We start from the raw sequence: 17,639 nt of genomic DNA, 5'->3' as shown, positions 1-17,639 counted from the left end.
TACCCCGCAATCCCTGATTGTTACTTGTCTGGGGGGCTGGTTTTTGTTTATATGCGACCGCGGGGGCGCTGGGCCGGGTGCGCTTTTCGAGCGAATCCCGGCCCGACGCACCGGGGCGACAGGCTGCCGACGGCCTCCCGGTCGCCACACTGCCCCGTGTGAAGCTCCTTCGAACCACCCTGCTGATCGCCGTCGCCGCCGGGATCGCCGCATCCCCCACCCAGGCCGGCGCCATCACCCACCACCCGGCCCGCGAGGCCGCCCGGTTCATCCACCTCGACCGCCCGCTGCCGGTGCGCGAGAGCGCCCGGACCGAGGCGCTCGAATTCTTCTGGTACGACTGCGGGCACTCCCAGGCGCTGGAGCAGCCGCTCCAGGACTGGACCGAGCGGCACCGCGCCGACGTCGACCTCCGCCGTGTCCCGGCCATCTGGCAGGGCAGCCGCGAGGAGCGCGCGCAGCGCGGCCACGCCCGCCTCTACTACACCCTGGAGCGCCTGGGGCTGGTCGAGCGCCTGCAGACCGCCGCCTTCCGCGCCGTCCACACCGAGGAGCAGGACGTCACCACCGAGGACGCCGCGGCGGACTGGGCGGCCCGCCAGGGCGTCGACCAGCAGGCCTTCCGCGATGCGTACCGCTCGGACGCGGTCGGCCAGGCGGTCGACGAGGCCGCCGCGCTGTTCGTCCGCTACGGCATCAACGAGCTGCCGACCGTGGTGGTGCAGGGCGACAACCGCACCTCGCCGACCAGCGCCGGCGGCGTCGAGGCGATGCCCGAGGTGATGGACCGCCTGGTCGCCCAGGACCAGCAGCGCAACCAGCAGGCCAACACGCTGTTCTGAGCACCGCTCGCCCCCACCGTCCGTTCCGGGCGGGTCGGCCCTCCCCGGCCGGCCCGCCCTTCTCCGTCTCGCGCTCCGGCTCCGGCTCCCGCTCGCGTTCCGGCTCCGGGCGGATCGGTCCCGGCGCAGCACCAGGGTGACGAAACCGGGAATCCCGCGGTAGCCGTGCAGCCACTCCGCGCGGCGCGGGTCCGCGGCCGCCCGGGCGTCCGCCGCGTCCGGGTGCCCCGGGTGGTCCAGCGCCCGCTCGGCCGGCGAGCCGGTCCGGGCGAACTCGTAGTGGTCCCACTTCCGTTGGTCGCCCACCGGGCCGGCCACCGGCGTCCGGCCGTCAGGCGCCCTCCCCGCACCCCAGGTCCAGGGCCCGCCCGTGCTCCGCCGGGGCCGGCGCCCGCTCCAGCGGCGCGGCCACCGAGGTGTCGGAGAGCGGTGCGGCGTCGGATGATGGGCGTGCGCTGTCCGGGAGATCCGCCGACGGTCCGTCCGGCCGGTGTGAGCCGGCCCGGCTCAGTACGTCCGGCCCTTCCAGGCGGCACCGCGGCCGCGCCAGTGCTGCACCGCCGAGTCGACCGTCATCAGCAGGTACAGCGAGGCGGTGAACGGCAGCAGCAGCGCGGCGGGCGCCGGCTGCCGGTAGTAGCGGAGCATCGGTACGAAGGTCGCCGTCATCAGCGCCCAGGCCGCCCCGCCCGCCACCGCCACCGCCCGGTCGCCCGCAGCCAGGCCGGCCACCGCCGCGACCGGCGGCACCAGGTACACCAGCGCCAGCCCCAGCACCGTCCCCAGCAGCAGCACCGGCGAGTGCCGCAGCTGGGCGTACGCGCTGCGCGACACCATCCGCCACAGCTGGGCCAGCCGCGGGTACGGCCGCACGCTGTCCACCTGCTCCGCCAGCCCCAGCCAGGTCCGCCCGCCGCCGGCCTTCACCGCTCGGGCCAGCGACACGTCGTCGATCACCGCGCCCCGGATCGCCGCCACCCCGCCGGCCCGCTCCAGCGCCTCCCGCCGCACCAGCGAGCAGCCGCCGGCCGCCGCCGCCGTCCGCGACCCCGGGCGGTTGCTCCACCGGAAGGGGTACAGCTGGGCGAAGAAGTACACGAAGGCCGGCACGATCAGCCGCTCCCAGCCGGTCTCCACCCGCAGCCGGGCCATCTGCGAGACCAGGTCCAGCCGGTTCGCCTCCGCCGCGGCCACCAGTTCGGCCAGCGAGTCCGGACCGTGCGCGATGTCGGCGTCGGTCAGCAGCAGGTACTCGGCGTCCGGCCCGGCCAGCTCCACCCCGTGCCGCAGCGCCCACAGCTTGCCCGTCCAGCCCGCCGGCAGCGGGGGAGGGGTGGTCACCGTCAGCTCCAGGCCCGCCGGACCCTCCCCGCCGGCCAGCGAGCGGGCCAGCTCACCGGTGCCGTCCGAGCTGTGGTCGTCCACCAGCACCACCCGGGCCCGCCCCGGGTACTTCTGGGCCAGCAGACTCGGCAGCGACACCGGCAGCACCCCGGCCTCGTCCCGGGCCGGCACCACCACCGCGACCTGCGGCCACCGCTCGGGCGGCCGGCGCGGCGGCAGTCGGACGTCGGTGCGCCAGAACGACCCGTGGCAGACCGCGAGCCAGAGCCAGACCAGCAGGGAGAGCACGGCGATCCACAGCAGGACGGTCACCCGGGCAGTCTGCCGCACCCGGGGCCGGCACGGGCCATCGACTAAAGTCTTGACCCGTGAAGATCGCACTGATGGACTCGGGAATCGGCCTGCTGGCCGCCGCCGCCGCCCTCCGGACGCTGCGTCCGGACGCCGACCTCGTGCTCTCCTCCAACCCCGCCTCGATGCCCTGGGGCCCGCTCACGGCCGAGGAGGTCACCGAGCTCGCCCTCGGCTGCGCCCGGGCCGCCGCCGTGCACCGGCCGGACGCGCTGATCGTCGCCTGCAACACCGCCTCCGTGCACGCGCTCGCCGCCCTGCGCGCCGAACTGGAGCCCGCGCTGCCGGTCATCGGCACCGTCCCGGCGATCAAGCCGGCCGCCGCGCTGGGCGGCCCGGTCGCCATCTGGGCCACCCCCGCCACCACCGGCAGCCCGTACCAGCGCGGGCTGATCCGCGACTTCGCGGGGACGGCCGCCGTCACCGAGGTCGCCTGCCCCGGGCTCGCCGACGCCGTGGAGCACGGCGACGAGGCGGCGATCGACGCGGCCGTCGCCGACGCGGCCGCCCGCACCCCGGCGGGGACGGCGGCCGTCGTCCTCGGCTGCACCCACTACGAGCTGGTCGCCGAGCGCATCCGCGCCGCCGTCGCCCCGTCCGCACTGCCGTCCCTCACCCTGCACGGCTCCGCCGGGGCGGTCGCCGCCCAGGCCCTGCGCCGCGTCGCCGCCCCGGCCCGCGAGGGCACCGGCACCCTCACCGTCCTGCACGCGGGCCACCCCGCCGCCCTGCCCCCCACCGCCCTCGCCTACCCCCAGGCCCTCCCCTTCACAGCCCCGGCCTGACCACCCCGGGCCGCCCCGCCTGTCACGTCGCCGACTTCCCCCGCAACCTGACCTGCCCGGCGGCGGCCACCGCTGAGCCGGCGGCCCCGTTCGCTGCTGGGAACCGGGAGGCTCACCGTTCTGTGGACGGGTGTCTCTGTGACCCTCCCCTTCATAGCAGCCACGGCCTGACCGCCCCGGGCCGTCCCGCACACGGGCCTCCCGCGGCCCAACCTTCTCGTCGGCCATGGCTGGGCCGGCCCCGGAGGGCTCACCGTCCTGCACGGGAGCACGTCCGTGCAGGCCTCCTGAACGGTCCGCCCGGTTCGGAGCCGGTGTTTCCCGTCACGGTGCCGGGGGCGGCCCGCCGACGGTCGGGGCCCGATGGAAGCGCCTGGCCGTGCCACCGGCCGAGCATCCAAGGCTCCTCCCCGAGACGGCGCACTCAGGGGCCGGCCACCACACAGGCGTGCCGGGATCGTGGGGCCGTCCGCAGCGCCGTCCCCGGCTGCCGTCGCAGGCCGGAGCGGCACCACCATCAAGGTGCGCGCTCGCGTCGGCGGCGGGCCGGAGGTCGGTGGCGGCTCCGGTCCCGTGACCGGTCCGGCGCGCGGGAAGTCGGTGAGGCCGACTTCCCGTGTGGGTTCGGGTCTCGTGACCGGTTCGGTTGGGGCGCCTGCGGCGTGCACGGCCGCTCGGTGGCGGCGAGTTCCCGTGCGGCCCTGGGGTGTGATCGGTGCCGATTCGGCGTGGCGATCGGCCCGGTGCGCGTGGGAAGTCGGTGGGGCCGACTTCCTGCGCAGGTCGGTGCTGCGGCCTGTTCGGTGGTGGCCTCCGGACGCCGGGAGACGTGGGAGGTCGCTGAGGCGCCGTGCGGCGTACGTGGGAAGTCGGGGAGGCCGACTTCCTGCGCGGGCCGGTGCTTCGGCCGGCGCGGTGGTGGCCTCCGGGTGGTGCGCGTGGGAGGTCGGTCGGGCGGCGGGGAGGGTGGTGGTGGGGGCCGGCCTGCTGGTGCCGGCGCGCCGGCGGGACCCGGGGTGCGCGCAGGAAGTCGGTGGGGCGACTTCCTGCGCGGGGAGGGTCGGGTTCAGGCGGCCTGGCCGCGCCAGCGGCGGTAGGCGGGTTCGAGGCCGGACAGGATGGTGTCGAAGCGCCGCGTGCTGGTCGTGGAGTCGACCTGGAGCCGGCTGATCTGGAGGGGGTGTGAGGGCAACCGGGGGCCGAGCCGGTGGTCGGAGAGGAAGCCGAGCCGGTAGCCCAGCTCCTGGAGGACGCCCTCCGCCCGGACGTCGTGGCCGCCGTCCGGGTAGGCGAAGGCGGCCGGGGGCTCGCCGAGCCAGCGGGTCAGGGCCTCGTGCGCGCCGGTGATCTCGGAGCGGACGGTGGCGTCGTCGCACCGGCCGAGGCACGGGTGCCCCTGGGTGTGGTTGCCGATGGCGACGCCGCCCGCGCGGAGCGCGAGCAGGTCGGCCGGGGTGAGCTGTTCCTGGCCGGGCGGCCGGCGGTCGGCGCTGACCCGCAGCTCCTGGAGGCTGCGCCGGCGGTCCGGGTCGGGCATCGCCTTGAGCCGGCGGAGCAGCTGCGAGGGGTGGCCGCAGTCCAGCGAGCGGGCGCGTCCGCCGTGCCGGGCGAGGAAGTCGGCCTCGTGCCACCAGAACGGCTTCTCGGTGCCGATCAGCTCGGAGATGACGAAGGCGGCGGCGGGGATGCCGCGTTCGATCAGTGCGGGGAGTGCGTGGGTCAGGACGCTGCGGTCGGCGTCGTCGAAGGTCACCAGCACACTGCGGGCGGGCAGTGGACGCCGATCGGCGACGGCCTGCTGCACGGCGGCCAGCGAGACGGGGGTCGCGAGTCTTCGCAGCCGGTCCAGCTGGGCGCCGAACGACCGGGGGTCGGTCACCCCGTGGTAGGCGAGGACGGGGAGCCGCTGCGCCGCCCGGGCGCGGAAGAGCGGCTGGACGGGTGCGAACCGCAGCCACTCGCCCCGTGCGTCGGGCGGGTGGCCAGGGGGGTGGCCCACCGGTGTCCGACGGTCGACGGGGCGCTCGGCCCGGTCCGGCTCGGCCGGCCGGCGGGCGGGCCGGGCGCAGGTCCGGGTGGCCGCGGTCCGCAGGTCCCGGCCCGGGGGAGGGGTGAGGACCGGCTGCCCGTCGGTCGTCACGGTGGGGTGGACGCCGCGTCCGGGCGGTGGCGCGGCGGTCGGCGGCGGCAGCGGCCGCAGGTCCGACAGGGCGGTCACCAGCGCCCTGTGCCGGCCCGCGGGGCTGGAGGTCGACGTCGTGGAATGGGACTGCGGCACGGTTCCCCCTCGGTCGCCGATGCGGCGTGGCGGTACCGCCGGAGGACGGAGCCCGGCCTCCGACTCCAGGGCGCGGCGGCTCCGCCCCCTGGGTATTTCCGGTCCGCGGCGGGGACTCCCAACCCGCACCGCGGACGGCTCCTGGATCGCTCAATGTAAGGGAGACAGCTACGCCCCGTTGATGGTTGTACCGCACCGGCAAGGTTTTTCCGGAGATCGGGAACCATTTCGGGACGGGCCCGGGACGCCCCCGGAACGAATCCCTCCGGCCTGTGACGAAGCGGGCCCGCCGGTGGCCGAACGTGTCCGGCCGCTCACGTCGTGCGTGCTGCCGCGGCGGCGTCCCGGGGGTACCTTGGGCTCATGGCAGATGCGGAACGTGATCACTTCCACCCGCGCGGCGCGACCAGGATGGCCCGGTACTGTCACGGTGGCCCGCTGGTCACCCACCAGGTGCCGCTCGCGCTGGTGGGGCTGGCGTGCCTCACGCTGGGCATCGTGGTGGCGGTCGTGGTTCCGGACAGTGACGGCCCGGCCTGGGCGATGGCGGTGGCCGGCTGCCTCGCGGCCGGGGTGCTGCTGCTCGGCCGGATCGGGTTCGCGCTGCTCCGCAGGCACCGCCGCGCCGCTGCCTGAACGGCTGGGCCGAACGGCCGGGGAACCCCTTCCGGGGGCGGGGCGCGGAATCGGCGGAAGCGGTCGGGGAACCGGTCGCGCGTCGATCGCGTACCGATCGGCCCGTCGAGTCCTATCGGTCAGAGCAGCAGATTTTCGGTCCATCTGACAACTCCTTCTCGTTTCTTTCACAATTCCGGGGCACCGGCCCCGCCGTTCGTCCTACCGTGAATCCCTCCCGGGTGCCGACCGCGCCGGGTACGAGGTCATGTGCCGGTGCCGGGGAGGGCACCGCGGAGGGGGGAACAATGAGCGGCACCGCCGTGCCCGGAAGGTCCCCGGCCGCCGGGGGGATCCGGGCCGGGGTGAAGCGACAGCTGGCCCGCGGGACGGGCGGGAACCCCGGCGAGGGCGCCACCGTGCTCAGCTACCACCGGATCGGGGGCGGCAGCCGGGACGAGCGGGACGTGTCCACCGCCGACTTCACCGCCCAGGCCGACCTGCTCGCCGCGCTGCCGCCGGGCCGGGTGGTCTCCCTCGACGGCGCCACCGACCGGATCGAGTCCGGCCGCCGCACCCCGAGCGTCGTCCTCACCTTCGACGACGGCTTCGCGGACGTCCACGAGAACGCCTGGCCGCTGCTGCGCGAACGCCGGCTGCCGTTCACCATCTACCTGGCCAGCGGCCACGTCGGCGGCGAGATGCGCTGGGAGGGCGCGGCCGTCCGGTCGGCCGGCGCGCCCGCGCTCAGCTGGGAGCAGCTGCGCGAGATGACGGCCTCCGGGCTGTGCACGGTCGCCAACCACACCCGCACCCACGCCCGCCCCGAGGTGCTCTCCGTCACCGAGCTCGACGCCTGCAACGACGAGGTCGAGGAGTACCTCGGTGTCCGCCCCTGCCACTACGCCTACACCTGGGGCGTGCCGGTCCCGCACCTGGAACCCGCCCTGCGGGCCCGTTTCCGGACCGCCGCCACCGGTGAGATCGGCCGCAACACCCCCGGTGTGGACCCGGTCCGGCTGCGCCGGGTGCCGGTGCACCGCAGCGACCCCATCGACTTCTTCCGCGCCAAGCTCCACGGCCGGCTGATCCCCGAGCGCGCCTACGCCCGGATCGCCGCGGCCACGCGGGCGGTGGGCGTCCGCGCCTGAACACCGGCCGGCTCCCGCGGCGCCCGCCCGCCCCGGCCCGCCCGGCCCTCTTGCCGCCGACGGGCCGTCCGTGGGCCGTCCGCCGTGCCCGGATAGGGTGCGGGACATGGCCATTCCCGAGTTCCTCGCCGACCTCCGCGCCGTGGTCGGGACCCGCATGCTCTGGCTCAGCGCCGTGGCCGCCGTCGTCCTGGACGACGACGGCCGGGTGCTGCTCGTCCAGCGGTCCGACGACGGCGCCTGGACGCCGCCCGGCGGCATCCTCGACCCGGGCGAGCAGCCGGCCGACGGCGCCGTCCGCGAGTGCCTGGAGGAGACCGGCGTCGCCGCCGTCCCGGACCGGCTCGTCACGGTCACCGTGTCGCCGGAGGTCACCTACCCCAACGGCGACATGACGCGGTACCTGGAGGTGGTCTTCCGCTGCCGCCCGGTGGGCGGCGAGGTCCGGGTCGACGAGGACGAGACGCTCGCGGTCGGCTGGTACGCGCTGGACGAGCTGCCGCCGATGGCGGAGAAGGAGCTGGCCTGGATCCGCCGGGCCGTCGAGGGCGGTCCCGCGGCGAGCTTCGAATGGAACGGGAGTCTCCTTCCCTGAGCCGACCGGGCCGGCCCCGTCGCCCCCACGGCCCGGTCCCGGCCCGGCCCCGACGGCCCGGCCCCCGCGGGCGGGCCGGAGCGGCCGTCCAGGGCCCCCGGGCGGCCCTGGACGGCCGCCGGGACGGGCCCGGACGGTTCGTCAGCCCTTGGGCTGCCGGTAGGCCTCCTCGGCGGCGTCCAGCACCGCGGCGAGGTCGCCGCCGGCGGTGGCGGTCGCCACCGCGGCCACCGCGCCCTCGACGAACGGCGCGTCGGCGAACCGGACCGGGAACGGCAGCCCGTGCTCGTCGGCGTCGGCGAGCAGGGCCCGGACGGTGGTCACCGCGCCGCCGAGGTCGGCGAGCACGACCACGCCGTGGCCCTGGTCGACCCGGCGGGTGGCGGCCGCGACCAGCACGGCGCTGATGCCGGGGCCGGCCACGAGGTCCCCGCCGGTGGCGGCCACCGGGGCGGGCGAGCCGTCGTCGGTCAGCGCGAGCGCGAGGGCGCGGACGGCGTTGGCGAGCTCCTGGCTGTGCGAGACCAGGACGACGCCGACCCGGCCGTGCGCGGGCGGCCGGCCGGGGTCGGGCAGCGGTGCCGGGACGGGCGGGGTGCGGGGCGCCGGAGGGTGGGCCGAGGGGGCCTCGGAGATGGGGATGACATCGGCGCGGGTGCCGTCCCGGCGGCTCATCGGCTGCTCCTCGGGAGTTCGGTGGGGTCCCTCACACTCTGGCAGTTCGCCCGGCACCCGTCCCGCCGGGACACGCGTCCGGGAGGGCGGGCCCGGGCCTGCGGCAGGCCCCCCGGGACCCCGTCGGGGGAGTCCCGCCGATCCCGCTGACCGGGGCCGTTCCGGTGACTAGGCTGGGCCCGTTCAGGCCGTCGGGAGGAGAGACCAGCAGTGGCAGCCAACAGCGGTACCGGGGTGGACACGACCGGGGCGGTGGGACCCGTGGCGGTGGAGGTCGGGGTGAACGGGAAGCCGAAGGTGGACTTCACCGGGGCGACCTGGCTGTGCAGCAGCCAGGGCGTGGGCGACGTCCAGATCGCCTTCGTGGACGGCTACATCGGCATGCGGGACGGCCGTCAGGAGGACGGCCCGGTCCTGGTGTTCACGCCGGGCGAGTGGCGGGCCTTCGTGCTCGGCGCCCGGGACGGCGAGTTCGACCTCACCTGATCCGTCCGGGGCGGCGCTCCGCCGGGTGCCGGTCCGGGAGACCGGGGCCGCACCCGGCGGGCGGTGCCGGCGGGCCCCCGCCGGGGCGGCCCGGAGCCCCGAGGTCTCCGGTGGCAATCATTCCGATCACATTTGAGCGTGCCCCGTCAGAATTTCTGTTGACTGCTGGACAAACGCAGCTCAGAGTATGAGCACAGGCAGACGCCGTGCCCACCGCCCCCACGCGGCCAGACACGGCGCCTGCTGTGCGACCCGGCAGCGCTGCCGAGTCTCCTCCCAGTCATCCCCTGCGCACCGGGGGTGCGTCGGCCGGTCCCGGCCCCACGAAGGGGGCCGGCAGTCGCCGGGAGGATGGCGCCGACCCCGAGAGCGACTCGGACTCGATGCCGTGCCCGGGACCCGCACGCCCCCACGCGGCGGCGTCCCGAGCAGGTCCGCGGGAGCGACGGGCCGGGGCCCCGCGGACCTTGCTTGTGATGCATGGAACTGTTGGCTTGTGTGCTGTGCGGTGTGCGACGACGAAGCTGGGTGCTCGGCGGTTCGGCACGACGGTGTGCACAGTGAGGGAAACGCGTGTAGGGCCGCGTTGCGACATGCCGTCCCCCCGAAGGGTGAAACCCAGAACGGCTGTCGTGCTGAACCGAACGTAGCCCGGACGGTTGCTCAGAGTCAACATTGGTCTCTGAGCGTCGATCTCCGTCCGGCGTCCCACCCACCCCGCGAGCACGGTGTGCCGGACACGTACGATGCTCCCATGTCTTTTCTCCGCCGTCGCTCCGGTCAGCCCACCGGCCCGGACTTCGACGTGCTCGCCATGGACCCGGGCGACTGGCCCGGCGACTTCGGTGCGGCCATGATGACCGGCCCGGACGGCTCCTGCCAGGGGATTTTCCTGCGCTACGACCTGTTCGGCGGCAGAGGCCCGGCGATGTTCATCGGCAACCTGCCCGAGGGTTCGCCGGCCCGGGACACCGGCGACAGCGTGCCCTTCGAGGTGCGCCAGCTGCTCGCGGCCCTGGGTGACGAGGAACCGGTCGAGTTCGTCTCGGCGGAGGACTTCCCGGTCATGCTCGGGGACGACCTGCTGATCGTGAAGAAGGTCAAGGTCAGCGAAGGCCGGGTCTTCTGTGCCCAGTTCGGCCGGAGTGACGGCGTGCAGGTCACCATCGCCTCCTGGGACCGACCGATTTCGGACGACCTCTACCAGTTGCTCAAGCCGCTGCCCGCGGACATGTTCCAGCAGGGCTGAGCGGGTGCCGGAACCGTGCCCCGGAGGGCAGGGTTCCGCTTCCCTTCCGCCTTCCCCGGCCGCCCGTTCCGCTGCTCGTTCCGCTTCCGTCACCCCGGTCGTTCCGGGCCTCGGGCGCTGCTTGACGGCCTCGATCACGGCTTCGTAAAGTCGCGGACATGTCGTGCCGTCCCCCGCTGCTGACCCGTCGCAGCTACCTCGACCTGCGACGCACCGCCAGCGCGGCGTGTCCGGGTCACTGAGGGGGATTCGTCCCCGAGGCGGCGGGCGGGCGGCCGAGCGGCCGGCGCCGATCCGGGGGGCGGAACTTCCGCCGGACCCGGGTTCCGGGGGGTGGTCGTTCACCGGCCTCCGGGGTCGCCCACCCGGTACCGCGCGCCTGTTCCGGCGTGCCGAGGAGTCCGCGCCCCACGCTGCCGCCCGGAGGCCCAGTCCCATGACCGTCATCGCCGCCGACCATTCGGCCGTCCTTCCGTCCCCCGTCGAATCCGCCCTCGCCGGTCTGCCCCGGGTCGTCGACCTGCTGGCCGCCCGGGCCGAGGAGCACGACCGCGACGCGACCTTCCCCTACCAGGGCATCGAGGCCGTCCACGAGGCCGGGCTGCTCACCCTGACCGTCGACCGGCGCTACGGCGGTCCCGGCGGCACGCTCGCCGACACCGTCCAGGTGCTGGCCCAACTCGGGCGCGGGGACGCCTCGGTGGCCGTGGTCACCGCGTTCACCCTGCTCCAGCACGCCGAGCAGGCCCGGACGGCGAGCTGGCCGACGGCCGGCTACCGGCGGCTGCTCACCGAGTCCCGGCGCGGCCCGGCCCTGGTCAACACCCTGAACGTGGAGCCCGGCGGCCGCAGCGGCGAACCGCCGGCCACGGTCGCCCGCTGGGACGGCGAGGGCTGGCTGCTCACCGGCCGCAAGACCTACTGCACCGGCGCCGAGGCGCTCGCCTGGATGGCGGTCACCGCCCGGACCGACGAGGCGGTGCCCCGGACCGGCACCTTCCTGGTCCGCGGCGAGAGCGAGGGGCTGGAGGTCGACCCGACGTGGGACCAGCTCGGGCTGCGGGCCAGCGCCAGCCACGACGTGGTGCTGAACGGGGTGCGGGTGCCGGCCGAACTCGCGCTCGGGCTGAACCCGCCGAAGGGCGGCACGGGAAAGGGCGCGGCCGGTTCCGCCGCCGACCGGACCGGGAGCGTCCCGGCGGCCGAACTGTCCCGGGCCTGGCACGACCTGGCGCTCTCCGCGGTGGCCGTCGGGGTCGCCCGGTCGGCCCAGGACTGGCTGGTCGGCTTCCTGCACCAGCGGACTCCGGCCAACCTGACCGAGCCGCTCGGGACGCTGCCCCGGTACCGCAGCGCCCTGGGCGAGATCGAAGCCCGGCTGATCGGGGCGGAGGAGCTCGTCGACGGGCTCGCCGCCCGGGTCGACCGGGCCGAGCCGGCCGCGGTCGCCCGGACCGGACCGGCCCATCTGCTGGCCACCCGCGCGGCGATATCCGCCGTCCAGCAGGCCGTCTCGCTCACCGGCAACCCGGGACTGAGCCGCCGGCACCCACTGGAGCGCTACCTGCGCGACGTGCTCAGCAGCCGGGTCCACCTCGCCCCGGACGAGGCCGTCCTGGAGGCCGTCGGCCGGGCCGCCCTGGAACGCGGGGCCCGGCACTGACGGCCCGCCGGGGACGGCCCCGTCCGACGGGCCGTCCGTCGCCCGGTTCCGCGGTGCCCGGTGCGCTCACCGGGTGCCGACGGCGGCCCGGACCGCGCGGCGGGCCAGCGCGGCGTCGTCGTACAGCCGGCGGATCATGATCCGCTGCTCCTCGCCGGCGCCCGGCACGTCGTACAGCCGGATCTCCCGCATGAGCACCAGCACCAGGTTCACCAGGAACGCGTCCCGGGCCAGGGTGCCGCCGCTCTGGGCCAGCTGGCTGATCTGCCGGCGGGCGGCGGTGTCCCCGGACAGCACGCTCCACAGCACCGCCAGGTCGTAGCCGGGCAGGTACCAGCCGGCCTGTTCCCAGTCGACCAGCACCGGCCCGGACGGCGCCAGCAGCATGTTGCTCAGCAGTGCGTCGCCGTGGCAGAGCTGGAGCGGGCCGTGGCCGAGCCCGTGCAGCAGACCGCGCAGGTCGCCGGCGTCCCGGTCGGTGAGCTGGCCCACCGAGTGGTAGCGGGCGATCTCCAGCTGGTAGTCCAGCCGCGGCTGGAAGACGTCCGTCGGCGGGCGCCACAGGTTGAGCGTCCGGACGGCGGTCAGCAGCGCCCGCACCTCGCCCGGCGTGGGCGCGTTGGCCGGGTGGCGCTCCCGCGCGGCCGGCCGGCCGGGGACGCGCTCCATGACGAGCACGCAGCGGTCGTGGTCGGCCGCCACCAGCCGGGGCAGCCGCACCGGCGGACGGTGCCGGACGAACGCCCGGTAGACCGCGACCTCGTGGTGGAAGTCGGCCACCAGTTGCTCGAAGTACTCGCTGCGCACCGCCTGCGGGGCGAGGCACTTGGCGACCACCGGCGCCCGGCCGATGGTGCCCGCCACCAGGATGTGGCGGCTCCCCTCGCGCAGCACCTGGCGGGGGGTGAAGGCGGGACATATCCGCGAGACCCCGGCGAGCGCGGCCCGGACGGCCGGCGTCTGCAGAGCCGACGGGTCGAGCCGCTCCTGCCCCACCGGCTGGCCGGGCCGGACCGGCGGCCGCAGCAGCCGGCCGTCACCGGGCCGCGCGGCGGGGATCCGGGCCCCGGGGACACGGGGTCCGGCAGGTGCGGCGGTCTCGGGCGAGCGAAGCCCCAGCGCGGTCCGGGCGGCCGGGCCCCGGGGGTCCACGGACCGGCCGTCGACGGGGCCGCGGGGGGCGGCCGGCCGGGACGGCGGCGGGACCTGCTTCGGGCCGGGGCGGCCGACGGCTGCGGTGGGGGGGCGCAGCGCGGTCCGGGTCGCGGTCGGCGTCGGGGAGGTCGCTGAGGAGTACATGGGGTGAGGGAGGTCCCTTCCTGGTCCGTCTCGGAGGCCCGCGGGGGCGGGCGGGGCGGGTGCCGCCGGGTTCCTGGCCCGGCGGCCGGCCCCTGGTCGGTCCGGTGGGTGGTGCGCGGGCGCCGGGCACGGACGCCGGGGCCGGAACCCCGTGCTGCGGCGGTGGACCGGCCGTCCGCACCCTGGGGAATGCGGTCGGCCGGTACTGCCGTGGCCGTGCCCGGCGCCCCCGCGCCACCCGGCCGCGCCACCCCCTCGGGTGAGGACCGGGGACGTCCCGCGACCCGTACGGGGGAACCCCGCACCGGTCCGGAACACCGCCCGACCCGGGGGCGAGGTGGCGCACCTCTACATCACACCCGGATGCCGGTGGTTGGTAATGTGGCGGACCCTGGCGAAGCCTGGCGAATGCTCGCTCGGCACATGACGGAGCCTCTAGCCTCGATGCAGCCGAGGAACCTGGGGGCTTCACGTGAGCAGGGGACCCAACACCCGACTCGCCGATCTGTTCGTCCTGGCCGGATGGTCGAAGGGCGAGCTCGCGCGGCTGGTCAACAGGCGTGGTGCCGCGATGGGGCAGCAGCAGCTCTCCACCGACACCTCGCGGGTGCGGCGGTGGATCGAGCAGGGGGAGATCCCGCGCGATCCGGTGCCGAGGGTACTGGCAGCCGTGTTCACGGAGCGGCTCGGCCGTGTCGTCACCACTGAGGACCTCGGTCTGGAACGACACCGGCCCACCAGGACCGGAGCGGCGCACGCCGCCACCTCGTCGCCGTGGGAGCCGGATCGGACGGCCGCGGTCCTCACCGAGTTCACGGGAATGGACCTCATGCTGAACCGACGTGGATTGGTGGGCGCGGGTGCCGCGCTCACGGCCGGGGCGGTCATCGCCGACTCGCTGAAGGGCTGGCTGGGCGGGGACGCGGTCGCGTACGCGGCCTCGGCGCCCGGCCCCCGGCCGGTGCTCGCTCAGGGCGGCGCCCGGCCGGTGGTCGATCTGTACGACGCGGGCCCGGTGGGGCTCGACGAGGTGGAGGCGCTGGAGCGCTCGGTGCAGGTGTTCCGGGCCTGGGACGCGGCGCGCGGCGGCGGACTGCAGCGCAAGGCGGTGGTGGGCCAGCTCAACGAGGTGGGCGGACTGCTGACGCACCGCCACGGACCCGCCGTGGAGCAGCGGTTGTGGCTGGTCGCCGCCAACCTGGCGGTGCTGGCGGGCTGGATGTCGCACGACGTGGGCCTGGAGCCGACCGCGCAGAAGTACTTCATGCTGGCCGCCGAGTCGGCCAAGGAGGCCGGCGACCGGCCGCGCGCGGGGGAGGCGATCTCGCGGGCGGCGCGCCAGATGGTGCACCTGGGGCGGGCCGACGACGCGATCGACCTGATGGCCGCGGCGCGGGCGAGCGGCGGCCGGATGCTGCCGAGAACCCGCGCGATGCTGAACACCGTCGAGGCGTGGGCGCACGCCTCGATCGGGCAGTCGCAGGCGACCTGGCGCCTGCTGGGCGAGGCGGAGGACCTCTTCGCGGAGGACCCGGACGGCCCGCCGCCGTCCTGGATGCAGGTGTTCGACGAGGCGGAGCTGCGCGGGATGCAGGCGCTGGTGCTGCGCACGCTCGCGGAGCACGACCTGTCGGCCGCCGCGCAGGCCCGTCGGCACGCCGAGCGGGTGATCCGGCTGCGGGAGGGGACGGGACAGCTCCGGTCGGCGCTGTTCGACCGGATCACGCTGGCCTCGCTGCACTGGATCACCGGCGAGCCGGACGCGGCGGACACCCAGGTCAAGATGGTGATGAACCTGATCGGCCAGAACTCCTCGCACCGGACGTGGGACCGGCTGCGGGAGATGTACCGGCTGACCGCGCGCTACCGGGGGGTGGCGGTGGTGGACGAGCTGCGGGACGAGCTGGGCCGGGAGCTGCGCGCGGTCGGCGCGAAGAAGCGGCCGAAGCTCGTCTGAGCCCCCCGGGTCCGGCCCCGCCGCGCCCCTGCCCCCGTGGTGTCCCGCGCGGGCGGTCGCGGGGCGGGCGTCTCAGCAGGGGTGGGCCGGCCGCAGCAGCATGCGCAGCGCGGTGACGGTGCCGTCGGTGCCCAGGACGGGCTCGCCGGCGCACTCCACCATGCCGTGCCCGCCTCCGGGCCGGCGGACCTGGAGGGTGCCGACGGCGGACCGGCCGTGCACGAGCGCGTCGGTCATCATCCGGCGCAGCTGCGGCCGGTCCGCCTCGCTCAGCCGGTCGGGCAGCCGGTCCAGGCTGAGCGGGCCGCCGCCGGGGTCGCAGCCGAGCAGGCGGTACGCCTCGGCGGACCAGCGCACGTCGTCGGTGAGCAGGTCCCACTCGGCCGAGCCGACCGTGCCGCCGCGGACGGAAGTGGATGGCATGGGCATGGCGAGTCCTGTGGTCCGTTCGTGGCGAGCGGCCGGAGGGTGATGGCAACGACTGTCGCACAGCGGTGTCACCCTTGTGGGCGATTTGGACAGATCGCCGACAAAGTTCCCCCGGCATATGCCAGTGCGCACAAAGGGCCGGTCGCCCTGTGTGCGACGGGCTGTCCGAGGCGGTAACCTTCGGTGATTCCGGCGCCCGGGCGCCCACCGCAGTACCTCCAGAGACCCCGGCGACGGAAATCCCGTTGCCACTACGACCGCCGCAACGGATGCTGACCTCATGTTCGAGCCAGTGATAGCACCCAGTGCCAGCCTCCTCGGCCTCCTGCAGCGAGGTCGCGGTGACGGGCAGCTCCATGCGCTGGCCGCCGACCGCACCGAGGCCATCACCGCGCTTGAGGAGTGCGTCACCAGGGACCCGAGAGCCGACTGGCAGGTCGAGAGCCGCTCCCTCTACTACGCGCGCCTCTACATGGAACTGGAGGCGCCGCTCGACGGCATCGAGGACCACCTCCACTCCCCGGAGGACCTCCTCGACGAGGACGACACCCGTACGGGCCTCGCCCTCTCCGTCCTCGGCCACCTCGCCGCGTACGGTCGCCGGGACGCCCTCCTCATGCTCCGCGAGTACGCCGCGACCGGCACCAACTGGGCCTGGGCGCTGGACGAGCTCGCGCTGCGCGACGACGACCGCGGCCTGCTGCTGCTCGGAACCGCCGTGCTGGACCGCTTCGCGCCGGGCCCCGAGGGCGACGCCGAGCTGCGCGAGACCATCCGGGGCGCCTACGAACCCAGGCCCTGGCGGCTCTGGGCGGCGTACCACCCGCGCGTCGCGGCTGCCTCCGAGCAGTCCCCCTTCGACCTCTGGCAGCGCCAGCTGAACCGCAGCGGCGTCACCCCCGGCTGGTCCACCGCCGACGTGCTGGCCTGGGCCGACCAGGGCGAACTCGGCGGGCTCGGCGCCGGAGCCTTCGCCGGTGGGCCGGCCCGGCCCGAGGCCTCACGCGCCGGCGGGGGCCGCGGGGACGATCCGGCCCGCCCCGACGCGGTGGACCGCCGCGCCGCCGCGGCCGCCCGCTGCCTCACCGCCGTGGTCCGGCCCGAGGACCGTCCCGCGCTGCTGGAGGCGGCCCGCGACGGCCTGCCCGGCGCCCGCCGGGCCGCCCTGCGCCACCTCGTCGACCAGCACGACCCGGCCGCCGCCGGTCTGATCGAGGCCGCCGCCGCCGACGTCGACGACCGCCTGGTCCGGTTCGCCCTGGAGCTGCTCGGCCGGATGCGCGGCCCCGAGGCCCTCGACCACGCCCGCCGCTGGGCCGACCCGGCCACCGGCGGTGCCGACAGCGCCCTCGGTGAGGCCGCCGTCCGCCTGCTCGCCGACGCGGGGGAGTCCGCCGACGGCCCGCTGGTGGTGGCCGGGCTGCGCCGCTGGATCTCGCTGCACGGCGTGTCCGGGGCCGGCCCCGGACTCGGGACGCTGGTCGACGGCGCGGGGCGGCTGGCCGCCGCCGGTGCCGTCCCGGTCCTGCGCCACATCTACGGGGAGGCCGCCTCCTCGGAGCTGCGCGGTCGCGCCGCCCGGGCGCTCGCCGTCACCGACGTGCACTTCCCCGAGGGGCCGGCCGTCGAGTGCCTCTGGGACTGCGAGGAGTCGACCCGGGAGCTCGCCGCGAGGCACGTCGCCACCACCGGCGACGCCCGCGTGCTGGAGCGCCTGCGCCGCCTCGCCGCCGACCCGGCCGAGGAGGCCGAGGTCCACGCCGCCGTCCGCGGCCGGCTGACCGCGGCCCGCGAGCGCCGCCGCTGACGACGGCGCCTGCGCCGCCCTCCGGACGCGACGCCGCGTTCCGGGCACGGGCCGCCCTTCGAACACCATGAAGCGGGGCCGGCCACCCAATTGGGGGGGCCCGCCCGCCTACG

General features: G+C 75.9%; 15 protein-coding genes. 10 read left to right on the top strand and 5 right to left on the bottom strand.

What is annotated here, in order from left to right:
* Positions 1-158: 158 nt before the first annotated feature.
* The gene (locus ACFCX4_RS23580; RefSeq protein WP_376145563.1) at positions 159-842 is read left to right on the top strand and encodes a thiol:disulfide interchange protein DsbA/DsbL; all 684 of its coding nucleotides are present in this window, start codon (positions 159-161) and stop codon (positions 840-842) included.
* A gap of 507 nt (positions 843-1,349) precedes the next feature.
* On the opposite strand, the gene ACFCX4_RS23575 is transcribed toward ACFCX4_RS23580, so the two are convergent.
* The gene (locus tag ACFCX4_RS23575; protein WP_376145560.1) at positions 1,350-2,498 is read right to left on the bottom strand and encodes a glycosyltransferase; all 1,149 of its coding nucleotides are present in this window, start codon (positions 2,496-2,498) and stop codon (positions 1,350-1,352) included.
* 56 nt (positions 2,499-2,554) lie between these two features.
* Here ACFCX4_RS23575 and ACFCX4_RS23570 point away from each other — a divergent pair, with 56 nt between their 5' ends.
* Positions 2,555-3,322, top strand: a complete 768-nt coding sequence (locus ACFCX4_RS23570; RefSeq protein ID WP_376145557.1) for a glutamate racemase — start codon at positions 2,555-2,557, stop codon at positions 3,320-3,322.
* 1,066 nt (positions 3,323-4,388) lie between these two features.
* Here ACFCX4_RS23570 and ACFCX4_RS23565 read toward each other — a convergent pair.
* Entirely contained in the window at positions 4,389-5,540 is a 1,152-nt protein-coding gene (locus ACFCX4_RS23565) for a polysaccharide deacetylase family protein (protein WP_376145554.1), read from the bottom strand.
* A gap of 423 nt (positions 5,541-5,963) precedes the next feature.
* Here ACFCX4_RS23565 and ACFCX4_RS23560 point away from each other — a divergent pair, with 423 nt between their 5' ends.
* The 3 genes from ACFCX4_RS23560 to ACFCX4_RS23550 all read left to right on the top strand — a co-directional run bounded on the left by ACFCX4_RS23560 (position 5,964) and on the right by ACFCX4_RS23550 (position 7,961).
* The gene (locus tag ACFCX4_RS23560) at positions 5,964-6,236 is read left to right on the top strand and encodes a hypothetical protein (protein ID WP_376145551.1); all 273 of its coding nucleotides are present in this window, start codon (positions 5,964-5,966) and stop codon (positions 6,234-6,236) included.
* A gap of 287 nt (positions 6,237-6,523) precedes the next feature.
* Positions 6,524-7,366, top strand: coding sequence for a polysaccharide deacetylase family protein (locus ACFCX4_RS23555; RefSeq protein ID WP_376145548.1), 843 nt, complete (start codon positions 6,524-6,526; stop codon positions 7,364-7,366).
* A gap of 106 nt (positions 7,367-7,472) precedes the next feature.
* Positions 7,473-7,961: an NUDIX domain-containing protein gene (locus ACFCX4_RS23550; RefSeq protein ID WP_376145545.1), complete on the top strand. Its 489-nt coding sequence runs from the start codon at positions 7,473-7,475 to the stop codon at positions 7,959-7,961.
* Positions 7,962-8,102: 141 nt separating this feature from the next.
* On the opposite strand, the gene ACFCX4_RS23545 is transcribed toward ACFCX4_RS23550, so the two are convergent.
* Positions 8,103-8,636, bottom strand: coding sequence for a PTS-dependent dihydroxyacetone kinase phosphotransferase subunit DhaM (locus ACFCX4_RS23545; protein ID WP_376145542.1), 534 nt, complete (start codon positions 8,634-8,636; stop codon positions 8,103-8,105).
* A gap of 252 nt (positions 8,637-8,888) precedes the next feature.
* Here ACFCX4_RS23545 and ACFCX4_RS23540 point away from each other — a divergent pair, with 252 nt between their 5' ends.
* From ACFCX4_RS23540 to ACFCX4_RS23530, 3 genes are all read left to right on the top strand, one after another.
* Positions 8,889-9,122 (top strand): DUF397 domain-containing protein, encoded by a 234-nt coding sequence (locus tag ACFCX4_RS23540; RefSeq protein WP_376145566.1) that lies wholly within the window; start codon positions 8,889-8,891, stop codon positions 9,120-9,122.
* 754 nt (positions 9,123-9,876) lie between these two features.
* Positions 9,877-10,371, top strand: a complete 495-nt coding sequence (locus ACFCX4_RS23535; RefSeq protein WP_344329109.1) for a hypothetical protein — start codon at positions 9,877-9,879, stop codon at positions 10,369-10,371.
* A 436-nt stretch (positions 10,372-10,807) separates the two neighbouring features.
* Entirely contained in the window at positions 10,808-12,034 is a 1,227-nt protein-coding gene (locus tag ACFCX4_RS23530) for an acyl-CoA dehydrogenase family protein (RefSeq protein ID WP_376145538.1), read from the top strand.
* A 66-nt stretch (positions 12,035-12,100) separates the two neighbouring features.
* Here ACFCX4_RS23530 and ACFCX4_RS23525 read toward each other — a convergent pair whose 3' ends face one another.
* Positions 12,101-13,333 (bottom strand): phosphotransferase, encoded by a 1,233-nt coding sequence (locus ACFCX4_RS23525; RefSeq protein ID WP_376145535.1) that lies wholly within the window; start codon positions 13,331-13,333, stop codon positions 12,101-12,103.
* A 472-nt stretch (positions 13,334-13,805) separates the two neighbouring features.
* Between ACFCX4_RS23525 and ACFCX4_RS23520 the strand changes: the two genes are divergently transcribed.
* On the top strand, positions 13,806-15,290 hold the full coding sequence (locus tag ACFCX4_RS23520; RefSeq protein ID WP_376145532.1) for a hypothetical protein: 1,485 nt from the start codon (positions 13,806-13,808) through the stop codon (positions 15,288-15,290).
* Positions 15,291-15,362: 72 nt separating this feature from the next.
* On the opposite strand, the gene ACFCX4_RS23515 is transcribed toward ACFCX4_RS23520, so the two are convergent.
* Positions 15,363-15,713: a hypothetical protein gene (locus tag ACFCX4_RS23515; protein WP_376145528.1), complete on the bottom strand. Its 351-nt coding sequence runs from the start codon at positions 15,711-15,713 to the stop codon at positions 15,363-15,365.
* Between the two features lie 286 nt (positions 15,714-15,999).
* Between ACFCX4_RS23515 and ACFCX4_RS23510 the strand changes: the two genes are divergently transcribed.
* Positions 16,000-17,526, top strand: coding sequence for a HEAT repeat domain-containing protein (locus ACFCX4_RS23510; protein ID WP_376145525.1), 1,527 nt, complete (start codon positions 16,000-16,002; stop codon positions 17,524-17,526).
* Positions 17,527-17,639 lie beyond the last annotated feature (113 nt).

This window comes from Kitasatospora sp. NPDC056327, from assembly GCF_042261735.1.
Taxonomy (GTDB): Bacteria; Actinomycetota; Actinomycetes; order Streptomycetales; family Streptomycetaceae; genus Kitasatospora.
This window is presented reverse-complemented; position numbering and strand designations above follow the sequence as displayed.